This is a genomic window from Micromonospora sp. NPDC051300, assembly GCF_044455315.1.
Lineage (GTDB): Bacteria > Actinomycetota > Actinomycetes > Mycobacteriales > Micromonosporaceae > Micromonospora > Micromonospora robiginosa.
This window is the reverse complement of the sequence record NZ_JBITEP010000008.1, coordinates 233578-245458: the sequence shown is the minus strand read 5'-3', so window position 1 is coordinate 245458 and position 11881 is coordinate 233578. Positions and strand designations below refer to the sequence as shown.

9 protein-coding genes are annotated in these 11881 nt (G+C 72.6%); 1 reads left to right on the top strand and 8 read right to left on the bottom strand.

What is annotated here, in order from left to right; all coding sequences use genetic code 11:
* Positions 1-47: 47 nt before the first annotated feature.
* Together ACIA5A_RS12315 and ACIA5A_RS12310 are read right to left on the bottom strand one after the other, a co-directional pair.
* Complete coding sequence (locus tag ACIA5A_RS12315) at positions 48-1526, bottom strand: glutamate--cysteine ligase (RefSeq protein ID WP_396760099.1); 1479 nt, start codon at positions 1524-1526, stop codon at positions 48-50.
* A gap of 256 nt (positions 1527-1782) precedes the next feature.
* Positions 1783-2364, bottom strand: coding sequence for a YceI family protein (locus ACIA5A_RS12310; protein WP_396760096.1), 582 nt, complete (start codon positions 2362-2364; stop codon positions 1783-1785).
* A 101-nt stretch (positions 2365-2465) separates the two neighbouring features.
* Between ACIA5A_RS12310 and ACIA5A_RS12305 the strand changes: the two genes are divergently transcribed.
* Positions 2466-2960 carry a MarR family winged helix-turn-helix transcriptional regulator gene (locus ACIA5A_RS12305; protein WP_396760093.1) on the top strand — a complete coding sequence of 165 codons (495 nt, stop codon included), beginning with the start codon at positions 2466-2468 and terminating at the stop codon, positions 2958-2960.
* 220 nt (positions 2961-3180) lie between these two features.
* Here the strand turns inward: ACIA5A_RS12305 and ACIA5A_RS12300 are convergent, their stop codons facing one another.
* The 6 genes from ACIA5A_RS12300 to ACIA5A_RS12275 form a co-directional block, all read right to left on the bottom strand.
* Positions 3181-5742, bottom strand: a complete 2562-nt coding sequence (locus tag ACIA5A_RS12300; RefSeq protein ID WP_396760090.1) for an ATP-binding protein — start codon at positions 5740-5742, stop codon at positions 3181-3183.
* 101 nt (positions 5743-5843) lie between these two features.
* Positions 5844-6998 (bottom strand): acyl-CoA dehydrogenase family protein, encoded by a 1155-nt coding sequence (locus ACIA5A_RS12295; protein WP_396760087.1) that lies wholly within the window; start codon positions 6996-6998, stop codon positions 5844-5846.
* Positions 6999-7114: 116 nt separating this feature from the next.
* On the bottom strand, positions 7115-8647 hold the full coding sequence (locus ACIA5A_RS12290; RefSeq protein WP_396760084.1) for an acyl-CoA carboxylase subunit beta: 1533 nt from the start codon (positions 8645-8647) through the stop codon (positions 7115-7117).
* Between the two features lie 93 nt (positions 8648-8740).
* The gene (locus ACIA5A_RS12285) at positions 8741-9652 is read right to left on the bottom strand and encodes a hydroxymethylglutaryl-CoA lyase (RefSeq protein WP_396760170.1); all 912 of its coding nucleotides are present in this window, start codon (positions 9650-9652) and stop codon (positions 8741-8743) included.
* 41 nt (positions 9653-9693) lie between these two features.
* Positions 9694-11031: an acetyl/propionyl/methylcrotonyl-CoA carboxylase subunit alpha gene (locus ACIA5A_RS12280; protein ID WP_396760081.1), complete on the bottom strand. Its 1338-nt coding sequence runs from the start codon at positions 11029-11031 to the stop codon at positions 9694-9696.
* Between the two features lie 83 nt (positions 11032-11114).
* Positions 11115-11729, bottom strand: a complete 615-nt coding sequence (locus ACIA5A_RS12275) for a TetR/AcrR family transcriptional regulator (RefSeq protein ID WP_396760079.1) — start codon at positions 11727-11729, stop codon at positions 11115-11117.
* Between the last annotated feature and the right edge of the window lie 152 nt (positions 11730-11881).

Genomic DNA, 11881 nt, shown 5'->3' with positions numbered 1-11881 from the left:
GGCCCCGCCTCTACCGGAGGCGTTAACAAGGGGCCCTTCCTTACCTCTCAGTCGACGGGCCAGGTGTGGACGGGCTCGTTGGTGCGCTGGAGTTCGGCGTAGCGCTGGACCATGTGGTGCAGCGCGGCCTTCCGGTCCAGGCCACGGTGCCGCTCGGCCGCCCACACCGCCTCGGTCTGCCAGACCGCGCCGTTGCGACCGGTGCGGCAGCGTCCCTCGATCACGCCGAGGAGGCGGTCGCGCTCGGCCGGGTCGACGCCGAATCCGTCCAACCCCTGCGCGGCCACCGGCAGCAGCGTGTCGAGCACGAGCGTGGTGACCGGCACGTCGCCGAGCCGGGGCCAGTGCAGCACCGCGTCGATGCCGCGCCGGGCGGCGGCGTGGAAGTTCTCCTCGGCCGAGCTGAACGTGAGCTGGCTCCAGATCGGGCGTTCCGCCTCGGCCAGCCCCCGGGCGAGACCGAAGTAGAGCGCGGCGTTGGCGAGCATGTCCACCACGGTCGGGCCGGCGGGCAGCACCCGGTTCTCCACCCGCAGGTGCGGGCGGCCGTTCATGATGTCGTAGACCGGGCGGTTCCAGCGGTAGACGGTCCCGTTGTGCAGCCGCAGCTCACCGAGTTGGGGCACGCCGCCGGCGTGCAGCACCTCGACCGGGTCCTCCTCCTCGCAGATCGGCAGCAGCGGCGGGAAGTAGCGGACGTTCTCCTCGAAAAGGTCGAAGATCGAGGTGATCCAGCGCTCGCCGAACCAGACCCTGGGGCGTACGCCCTGGGCCTTCAGCTCGTCCGGCCGGGTGTCGGTGGCCTGCTCGAACAGGGCGATCCGGGTCTCCGCCCAGAGCTGGCGGCCGTAGAGGAACGGCGAGTTGGCGCCGAGCGCCACCTGGACCCCGGCGATCGCCTGGGAGGCGTTCCAGTGGTCGGCGAAGCTGTCCGGCGCGACCTGGAGGTGGAACTGGAGGCTGGTGCAGGCCGCCTCCGGCGCGATCGAGTCGGTGTGCGTACGCAGCCGCTCGACGCCGTTGATGTCCAGCTCGATGTCCTCGCCCCGGGCGCCGACGATCTGGTCGTTGAGCACCCGGTAACGCTCGTCCGTGGAGAGGTTGTCGGCGACCAGGTGACGCTCGGTGAGGGTGGGCAGGATGCCGACCATCACGATTGTGGCGTCGGACTTGGCGGCCCGCTCGTCGGCGCGGCTGAGGCTGCTGCGCAGATCCTGCTCGTAGTCGGTGAACCCGGTGCCCTCGATCAACCGGGGTGACGCGTTGAGTTCGAGGTTGAACCGGCCCAGCTCGGTCTGGAAGAGCGGATCGGCGATGTCGGCCAGGATCTGGTCGTTGCGCATGGCCGGCTCGGCAGCGGCGTCGACGAGGTTCAGCTCGATCTCCAGCCCGGTCATCGGCCGGTCGGCGTCGAAGCCGAAGTCGTCAAGCATCAGCGCGAAGACGTCCAGGCACCGACGGACCTTCTGCCGGTAGCGGACCCGATCCTCGCGGGAGAAGGCGCCCTGCTCGACGTCTCTGCCCATGTGTCCTCCCGGCGCCGGCGCTGCGGAACCGTTGGCGTTCCGCAACGCATTGTGAACCATCCACGTGATCTGCGTAAGTGCGTCCGACCCTGGTGGGGCGCGGGTCGGAGGTAGGTCTGCACCTGTACCCCGTCGCCACCTCGCGCAGCGCGTGTAACCAGCGAACAACACGTGACAATCCGCACGACCCCGGGTACGGCGACGGGCCCGCCCCGTCGGATGCGACGGTGCGGGCCCGTGGGGCCGTGGCGACGGGTCAGCCCTGGCGGATGGCCTCGCCCTCGATCTCGATCTTGACCTTGCGGCCGACCAGGACGCCACCGGTCTCCAGGGCGACGTTCCAGGTCAGGCCGAAGTCCTCCCGGTCGATCTCGGTGTGCGCGGAGAAGCCGAAGATGTCCTGACCGAACGGGCTGCGACCGACGCCCTCGAACTCGACCTGGAGGTCGACCGGACGGGTCACGCCCTTGACGGTCAGCTCGCCGGCGAGCACGAACTCGTTGCCCTCGCGGGACTTCACGCCGGTGCTGCGGAACTCCAGCGTCGGGAACTGCTCGGCGTCGAGGAACTCCGGGCTGCGCAGGTGCGCGTCGCGGTCCGCCTGCGCGGTGTTGATGCTGGCGGCCTGGATGCTGGCGGTGACCGTGGACTGCAGCGGGTCCTCGCTGACGGTGATGGTGGCCGTGGCGTCGGCGAACTCACCGCGTACCTTGCTGACCATCATGTGCCGCGCGACGAAGCCGACCCGCTTGTGCGCGGCGTCCAGGAGGTAGGTGCCGGGGGCCGGGATGGTGAGGCCCTCCCAGTCGCGGGTAGTCGCCTCGGTGCTGCTGGTCATGATGCTGTCCTCCGGAGAAGATTGTTTAGTAGCCCAACGACTGACTGAGCAACTATAACTACGGCAATATTCCCTCTGTCAAGTGCTGCTAGGATGGTGCCGTGGACCAGAACGTGTTCGACGACCCCCGGATCACCGCCGTCGGCCTCCTCTACGAGGCGCACGCCGGGCTCTCCGCCCGGTTCGCCGCCCAGTTCGAGGAGCACGGGCTCTCCCCGGTCGAGTTCGAGGTGCTCACCCGGCTCGCCCGGTCGCCCCAGAACCAACTGCGGATGACCGACCTCGCGGCGCAGACCTCGCTCTCCACCAGCGGCGCCACCCGGGTGGTCGACCGGATGGAGCGGGACGGGCTGATCCGCCGCCGCGCCTGCCCCTCGGATCGGCGCAGCTCCTTCGCGGTCGTCACCGCCGCCGGTCTCGGCCGGCTGGACGAGATCCTCCCCGGGCACCTGAAGATCATCGAGCAGTGGTTCACCGGCCAGCTCGCCCCGGCCGAACTGGCCGGCCTCCTGGACGGGCTGCGCCGGGTGCGCGACGCCGTCCACCCGGGCGCCACCGCCGGCAGCACCGAACCGGCCGGCAGCACCACCTGCTGAGCCGCCCACTACCCGCGGGTCACCGGCAGAACGACCGGCAGAACCGCTCCTCCGTGGGGATAAATGCGACAAGCACCGCCGAACCGCTCGACGCGCCTGGATAGGCTGCCGAAAGCGGGGGGCACCGGGGGGTGCTGGCGCGAGCGTGGAGCGAGGGGCAGCACCAGGGGGCTACTTCGCTCGCGCCACCCCCGCGCCCTCCTGGATCCCCCGGTCCCACTCACGCCCGCCGCGCGCGTTCCCGCTGCGCCGCAAGCGAATAGAGCAGTTCCTCCTCCCGAGGCAGCAGGCTGACGCCGGTGACCTGCCGCGCCCGGTCCAGCCGGTCCAGCACGGCCACGTCGCCGGTGCTGGCCGCCAACCCCACCAACGCCTCGACCAGATCCCGCCGGTCCGCGCCGCCGGCCGCCGCCTCGGCCGCCGCGGCGAACCACTCGGCCGCCAGCTCCCGGTCACCCCGGTTCAACGCCACCTGGCCCTCGATCAGCGCGCGGAGCGGGTCCTCGGTGCGAATGTCCCGGCCCGCCACCGGCGGATCCCACCGCTCGGCAGCAGGCGGGCGACGCGGACGCGGCACCCGACCCGACGGCCACAGCTCGGCCACCACCGCCAGCGCCTCGTCGTCCCGTCCGTGCAGCGCGAGCGCCAGCCCGACGCCGCCGATCGTCCGGCGGCGCCGCCCCGGGTCACCCAGCTCGACGAGTGCGGTCGCCGCCCGTCGCCCCTGCTCGGCCGCCTCGGCGTAGCGGCCCTCCAGCCGGGTCAGCTCGGCCAGGTCCGCCCGCGCCAGCAGGCGGAGTCGCTGGTCGCCGCACTGCGCGGCCAACCGGTCGACCGTGGCCAGCCGCCGGCGGCCGCCGGCCAGCTCCCCCACGCGTACGTCGTGCCAGGTCAGGTGGTGCTGGGCGACCGCCATCTCGCGTACCCGGCCGTGGCGGGTGGCCAGCGCCAACGCCGCCTCGGCCTGCTCCCGGGCCTCGTCGTGCGCGCCGAGCCCTCGCAGCACCGCGCAGAGCACCGACCGGGCGGACAACTCCCCGGTCACGTCGCCGACCTCGGCGAAGACGGCAAGCGCCGCGCGGGCCGACGGCAGCTCCTCCGGCCCCGCCCCGTGCTCGGCGGCCAGCCGGGCCGAGCCGAGCAACGCCCACGCCCGCAGCACCGGCGGCGCGCCGGCGGTACGCGGATCGGCAAGCAGCCGGCGCAGCCACGCCCGACCCGCGACGTCCCGCCCCCGCAACCGCCACCACCGGGGCAATGCGGCGGCCAGCAGCAACGCGATCGCGGGCGCGTCCTCGGCGGCGTACGCCAGCGCGGCGCTGATGTCGCCGGTGGCCTCGTCGAGCAGGTGCACGGTGCCGGGCAGCTCCGCGCCGACCAGGCCGGGCGCGGTCCGGCGGACCAGGCCGGCGATCACCGTGGCGTGCCGCAGCCGGATGCCCGCCGTCTCGAACTCCAGATCGGCCTGCTCGGCGGCGAAGTCCCGGACCGCGTCCAACAGCCGGAACCGGAACGGGCCGGTGCCCCGGACACTCAGCAGGCCCAACTCGCGGAGGCGGTCCAGCAGCGGCACCGCGTCCCAACGGTGGCCGCCGTCGGCGAGCAACTCCTCGGCCAACTCGACCGACCAGCGGTTGCGGAACGCGGAGAGGCGGCGCAACGCGGCGCGATCGGCGGCGGCGAGCAGGTGATAACTGGTCGCCACCGCCTCGCGCAACGTGACCGTGCCGGCGGCCGGGTCGACCGGCTCCCAGCCGGGGCGCACGCCGGCCAGGTCGAGGACCCGGTCGCCGTACCGGTCAAGCAGTTCGGTGACGTCGAGGATGCGCCCCCGCGCGGCCATCAGCTCGACGGCCAGCGGCAGCCCACCGAGCCGGCGGACCAGCGCGGCGAGCGCCGGCAGCTCGGCCCGGGTGGGTGGCGCGTGCCGGGCCTGGGTGAACCGGGCGGCGAACAGCGCCGCGGCGGGCCAGCGGTCCAGCTCGGCCCGATCCGCCGGCTGCACGCCGGCCGGCGGCACGTCCAGCGGCGCCACCGGCCGAACCAGCTCGCCGGGCAGCCCGACCGGCCGGCGGCCGGTCACCAGCACCCGCAGGCCCGGTGTGGCGTCGGTGAGCGACCGCAGCGCGTCGGCCACCGACCCGGGCGCCCGGTCGACGGCGTCGACGAGCAGCAGCGCCGGTCGGCCGGCGAATCGGCACGCGAGGTCGGCGAGCCGGCTCACGCCGAACACCGACGTCGAGGCGGCGAGCACGTCGGCGGCGTCCGAGCCCTCGCCGACCAGCACCCCGGCCACGCCGCCCGGGTGCCGGGCCGCAACCGCGTGGGCGACGGTGAGCGCGAGCGCGGTCTTGCCGACGCCGGCCAGCCCGACCAGGCTGACCACCGGGTACGCGTCGAGCAGCGCGGACACCTCGGCCACGTCGCGCTCCCGGCCGAGCAGCGGCACGGGCTGGGGCAGCGCGACAGGCGTACCCGGATCGGGCGCGGCCTCGACCGGCGCGGATGCCGGCGCGGCGGGCGGCGTCGGTCGGGCGGTGGCGACGAACTCCCGCCGGGCGGCGCCGGTCAGGTCGAGCGCGTCGGCGAGCAGGTCGACCGTGGTGCGTTGGGGCCGGGTCGCCCGGCCCCGCTCCAGATCGCGCACGGTCCGCACGCCGACGCCCGCCCGGTCGGCCAGCTCGGCCTGGGTCAGGCCGGCGGCGAGCCGGTGCCCGCGCAACAGATCGGACAGCGGCGGCCGACTGTCCGACCTCCGCGAACGATCATGGTCGGGAGTCATGGGCTCGAAGAGTACGGACGGGATCCGACGCTCCACAGCCGATCGTCAACCACCCGACCGTATGACGCCGATATCCGACAGACGGCCTATGCGGGTCCGGTTCACATGCCGAGGTCGCGCGCGATGATCATGCGCTGCACCTCGCTGGTGCCCTCGCCGATCTCCAGGATCTTGGAGTCGCGCCAGAAGCGGGCGACCGGGTATTCGTTCATGAAGCCGTAGCCGCCGTGGATCTGGGTCGCCTCCCGGGCGTTGTCCACCGCGACAGTGCTGGCGTGCAGCTTGGCGATCGCCGCCTGGCGCTTGAACGGCTCGCCGGCGAGCATCCGGGCAGCCGCGTCGTAGTAGGCCAGCCGGGCGGTGTGCGCCTTCATCTCCATGTCGGCGATCTTGAACTGGATCGCCTGGTAGTTGCCGATCGGCTGGCCGAACGCCTGACGCTCCTTGGCGTACTTGATCGACTCGTCCACGCAGCCCTGGGCCAGGCCGACGGCGAGCGCCGCGATGGCGATCCGGCCCTCGTCCAGGATGCGCAGGAACTGGGCGAAGCCCCGACCGCGCTCACCGAGCAGGTTGGCCCCCGGCACCCGGCAGTCGTCGAAGGTCAACTCGTGGGTGTCCGAGGCGGTCCAGCCGACCTTGGAGTAGCCGGGCGCGACGGTGAAGCCCGGCGTCCCGGACGGCACGATGATGGTGGACAGCTCCTTGCCGCCGTCCGGCCGGGTGCCGGTCACCGCGGTGACGGTGACCATCGCGGTGATGTCGGTGCCGGAGTTGGTGATGAACGCCTTCGAACCGTTGATCACCCACTCGTCCGTCGCCTCGTCGAGCACCGCCCGGGTCTGGGTGCCGCCGGCGTCGGAGCCGGTGCCCGGCTCGGTCAGCCCGAAGCCGGCCAGCGCCTCGCCACTGAGCAGCTTCGGCAACCAGCGCGCCTTCTGCTCCTCGGTGCCGAAGCGGTAGATCGGCATCGCGCCCAGCGACACCGCGGCCTCCAGGGTGATCGCCACGCTGGAGTCGACCCGGGCCAGTTCCTCCAGGGCCAGGCAGAGCGCGAAGTAGTCACCACCCATGCCGCCGTGCTCCTCGGCGAAGGGCAGGCCGAACAGGCCCATCTTGCCCATCTGCCGGATGACCTCGTACGGGAAGGTGTGCTTCTCGTAGTGCTCGCCGATCACCGGGGCGACCACCTCGCGGGCGAAGTCCCGGACACTCTCCCGCAGCGCCTGCTGCTCCTCGTCGAGCCGGAAGTCCATGTCGATCCTCCTGGGAAGGGGCGGGCCGCCGGCGCTCGTGACACCGGGAGCGGCTGAAGCGTTAAGCGGGGCCCCCTCCTATGCACCAGGCGTTAAGCGGGGGCCCTTCCTTACGGTCAGACGGGGGTGACGCCGTGGCGACGGTGGGAGAAGTCGCGGTTCTTGGTGCGGGCGGCGGTGAAGCGGCGCACCAGCTCGGAGCGCAGCTCGTGCGGCTCGACGATCGCGTCCACCACCAGCTCGCTGGCGAGCCGGACGACGTCGATGTCGCGCTCGTACTCCTCGCGCTTGGCGGCGACGAACGCGGCCCGCTCGGTCTCGTCGGCGATCGCGGCGATCTTGTTGGCGTAGACGGCGTTGACCGCCGCCTCCGCGCCCATCACCGCGATCTTCGCGGTGGGCAGCGCGATGGTGGCGTCGGGCTCGAAGCCGGGACCGGCCATCGCGTAGAGGCCCGCGCCGTACGCCTTGCGGACCACCACGCAGATCTTCGGCACGGTCGCCTCGGAGATCGCCGTGATCATCTTCGCGCCGTGCCGGATGATGCCCTGCTTCTCCACCGCGCTGCCGACCATGAAGCCGGGCACGTCGCTCAGGAACAGCAGCGGCACGTTGAACGCGTCGCAGAGCTGCACGAACCGGGTCGCCTTGTCGGCCGAGTCGACGAAGAGCACGCCGCCCTTGAACATCGAGTTGTTGCCGACCACGCCGACGACCTCGCCGTTCAGCCGGCCGAAGCCGATGGTCAACTCCTTGGCCCAGAGCGCCTGGATCTCGAAGAAGCTGCCCTCGTCGACCAGGCCCTTGACGTAGCGCCGCATGTCGAACGCCTGCCGCTCGCTCGCCGGCACCAGCGCGGCCAGGTCGGCCTTCTCCGGCGCGGGCCTCGCCTCGGCGGCCGGCGGCGTCTCGGTCCAGTTGGCCGGCAGGTAGGACAGGTAGGTCCGCACCACGTCGAGCGCGTCGGTCTCGGTCTTGCAGAGGAAGTGGCCCACGCCGGACTCGGTGCAGTGCACCTTGGCCCCGCCCATCGCCTCCAGCGTGGTCTTCTCGCCGGTGACCATCTCGACCATCCGGTCGGAGCCGAGATACATGCTGGCGTTGCCGTCCACCATGGCCACCACGTCGCAGAACGCCGGAATGTACGCCCCGCCGGCCGCGCTCGGCCCGAAGAGCGCGCAGACCTGCGGGATCGCGCCGGAGGCCCGGACCTGGTTCCAGAAGATCTTGCCGGCGCCGCGCCGGCCGGGGAACAGGTCGACCTGGTCGGTGATCCGGGCGCCTGCGGAGTCGACCAGGTAGACCATCGGCACCTTGGTCGCGTAGGCCCGCTCGATGATCCGGATGATCTTCTCGACGGTGCGCGCGCCCCAGCTCCCGGCCTTGACCGTGGAGTCGTTCGCCATCAGGCAGACCGGCCGGCCGTCGATGGTCGCGGTGCCGGTGACCACCCCGTCGGCGGGCAGCCCGTCGGCCATCGCGTTGGCGTAGAGCCCGTCCTCGACGAACGAGCCCCCGTCGACCAGGTGCGCCACCCGCTCACGGGCGAACAGCTTGCCCTTCGCGGCGTTCGCCGCGTGGTATTTGTCCGCACCGCCGGCACGGGCGCGCTTGCGTAGCTGCTCCAGAGCCTCACCGTCGAGCGTCACGCCGACTCCCTCGCCACCCCACCGACCTGAACGATCGTTAGGCTACCCCACGCCCGCCCCCTCCGGCGACCCCGGAGGGAGCGGGCAGCGCGGTCAGCCGGGCAGCGGGGTGAGGCGGGTACGCGGCCCGGCGCGGAGCACGCCCGACGGGAGCTTCTTGCCGACCAGCCGCTCGGCCAGCTCCGCCGCCTCGATAAGGGCGTCCAGGTCGATCCCGGTGTCGACGCCCATGTCGTGCAGCATGTGCACCGCCTCCTCGGTGGCCAGGTTGCCGCTGGCGCCCGGCGCGTACGGGCAGCCGCCGAGGCCACCGACGCTGGCGTCGAACTCGGTGACACCCAGCTCCATCGCGGTAAGCATGTTCGCCAGCGCGGTGCCCCGGGTGTTGTGGAAGTGCAGCAGCACCGGCAGGTGGGCGTTACTGTCCCGGACCGCGGTGACCAACTCGCGGACCCGCCGGGGCGTACCCATGCCTGTGGTGTCGCCGAAGGCGACCCGGTCCGCGCCGTCGCGGGCGACCCGGTCGACGATCCCGGCGACGCGCCGCGGGTCCACGTCACCCTCGTAGGGGCAGCCGAAGCTGGTCGCCACGATCACCTCGGCGGTCGCGCCCGCGCCGTGCAGCAGGTCGATCAGCTCGGCGATGTCGTCAAGCGACTCCTCCGTCGAGCGGTTCACGTTGCGCCTGTTGTGCGTGTCGCTCGCCGACACCACCACCTCGATCTCGGTGAACCCGGCGGCCAGCGCCCGCTGCGCGCCCCGGGTGTTCGGCACCAGCGCCGAGTAGCGCACCCCGTCGACCCGCGCCGCCCGCTGCCACACCTCGTCGGCGTCGGCCATCTGCGGGATCGCCTTCGGGTGCACGAACGAGACCGCCTCGATCCGCCGTACCCCGGTGCGGGACAGCGCGTCGAGCAGCCGCACCTTCGCGTCGGTCGGGATCGGCTCCTCGTTCTGCAGCCCGTCCCGCGGGCCGACCTCACGGATGCTCACGGAGCCTGGCAGTTCCGCCATCAGAATCACCTCACTTGGGTCGAGCGGTCGGGTCAGCGCATCCGGCCGACGATGCCGGTGTCGTAGTCGCCGGAGAGGAACTCCGGGTTCTCCAGCAGCTCGGCGAAGAACGGCAGGTTGTTCTTCGGGCCGGCGATCTCGAACTGGGCCACCGCCGCGCGGGCGCGCCGCACAGCCTCCTCACGCGTGGCGCCGCTGACGATCAGCTTGGCCAGCAGGCTGTCGTAGAACGGGGTGACGGTGTTGCCCTCCACGTAGCCGGAGTCCACCCGCACGCCCTCGCCGGACGGCTCCACCCAGGTCCTGATCGCGCCCGGGCCGGGCAGGAACCGCTTCGGGTCCTCGGCGTTGACCCGCAACTCGATCGCGTGCCCGCGCGGGGCGAGCGCGTCCGGGTCGAACGTCGGCGGCAGGCCGGCCGCCACCCGCAACTGCTCCTCGACCAGGTCGACGCCGTAGACGTACTCGGTGACCGGGTGCTCGACCTGGAGACGCGTGTTCATCTCCAGGAAGAAGAACTCCTGCGTGGATGGGTCGAGCAGACATTCGACGGTGCCCGCGTTGCGGTAGCCGACCGCCTCGCCGGCCCGGACCGCCGCCGCCAGGAACCGCTCCCGCAGCTCCGGCGAGACCGCCGGGGACGGCGACTCCTCGACCAGCTTCTGGTTGCGCCGCTGCACCGAGCACTCGCGCTCGCCGAGCGCCACCACCCGACCGTCGGCCAGGCCGAGGATCTGCACCTCGACGTGGCGCACCCGGGGGAAGTAGCGCTCGATCAGCACCGAGCCGTCACCGAACATGCGCTCCGCGAACGCGCGGACCTTGTCGTACTCGGTGCGCAGCCCGGCCTCGTCGGCGGCCACGCCCATGCCCATGCCGCCGCCGCCCGCCGCGGCCTTCACCATCACCGGGTAGCCGATCCCGGCGGCGGCCGCGACCGCCGCGTCCAGGTCGGCCGCCGGCTCGGTGGTGCCCGGCGCGACCGGGACACCGGCCGCCGCCATCAGGTTCCGGGCATTGATCTTGTCGCCCATCGCGGTGATCGCGTCCGCGCCGGGCCCGACCCAGATCAGGCCGGCCCGCTCGACGGTACGGGCGAAGTCGGCGTTCTCCGACAGGAAGCCGTAGCCGGGGTGGATCGCCTGCGCGCCGGTGCGCCGGGCGGCGTCGAGGATCGCCTCGACGTTCCGGTAGCTCTGCGCCGGATTGGCGGGCCCGACACACACCGCCTCGTCGGCCTCGGTCACGAACGGCAGGTCGGCGTCGGCCTCCGAGTGCACCGCGACCGCCCGCACCCCCAACCGCCGCGCCGTACGGATGACGCGGCGCGCGATCTCCCCACGATTGGCCACCAGCAGCGAATCAAACATGTTCGGCAAGGAAGGGCCCCTTCTTAACGCCTGGTGTATAGCCGGGGCCCCTTCTTAACACGCGTTAAGGTCCGCGCGGCGTGTCAGGTGGGGTCGGTGGGTGCCAGCAGGGCCGCCAGGGCGGCGCCGCGCAGCAACTCGGCACGACGGCGGCGGTCCACCTCGCCGCCGAGGAACGGGGTGGAGTTCATCAGGCCGAACGCCGCGTGGGCGAGCACCCGGGCGGCGCCGTCCGGCAGGCCCGGGTGCAGCGCGGTCAGCACGGTGACCCACTCCTCGACGTACATCCGCTGGAGCCGGCGGATGCGGCGGCGCGGCTCGTCCGGGAGACGGTCCAACTCGTGCAGGTGCAGCGCGATCACCGCCGGGTTGGCCAGCGCGAACTCGACGTGGAAGTCGATAAGCGACTCCAGCGAGCCGCGCGGGTCGTCCGGGTGGGCGGCGGCGCGCTCCCGCCCACCGGCCAGCAGCCCCTCGCTGACCGGGATCAGCGCGGCGGCCAGCATCGCCTCCTTGCCGGCGAAGTGATGGTAGAGCGCCGGCCCGGTGACGCCGGCGGCCGCGCCGATGTCGTCCATCGACACCCCGTGATAGCCCCGCGCCGCGAAGAGGCCGACCGCGATCTCCAGGATCTCGTCCCGCCGGGATCGGCGCCGGGCCGTGCCCGCCGCACCCCGTGCCTGCTGTTCCACCGCCACCGGGCCAGCCTAGACCGCCCCTCCCAGCCGAGGGACCCGCGGTTACTCGCCAGTTCACCCCGCCGACCCCCGGGACCTGCCGATCCTGCACGTCCGGCCCGGGCGGAACGGCAGAAAGCGGACCAGACGGGGACCACAACCACAAGATCGTC

Bases quoted from the DNA above. Each gene is read 5' to 3' on its own strand.
- ACIA5A_RS12295 (WP_396760087.1), bottom strand. From the start codon at position 6,998: ATGGACTTCCGGCTCGACGAGGAGCAGCAGGCGCTGCGGGAGAGTGTC.
- ACIA5A_RS12300 (WP_396760090.1), bottom strand. From the start codon at position 5,742: ATGACTCCCGACCATGATCGTTCGCGGAGGTCGGACAGTCGGCCGCCG.
- ACIA5A_RS12315 (WP_396760099.1), bottom strand. From the start codon at position 1,526: ATGGGCAGAGACGTCGAGCAGGGCGCCTTCTCCCGCGAGGATCGGGTC.
- ACIA5A_RS12280 (WP_396760081.1), bottom strand. From the start codon at position 11,031: ATGTTTGATTCGCTGCTGGTGGCCAATCGTGGGGAGATCGCGCGCCGC.
- ACIA5A_RS12310 (WP_396760096.1), bottom strand. From the start codon at position 2,364: ATGACCAGCAGCACCGAGGCGACTACCCGCGACTGGGAGGGCCTCACC.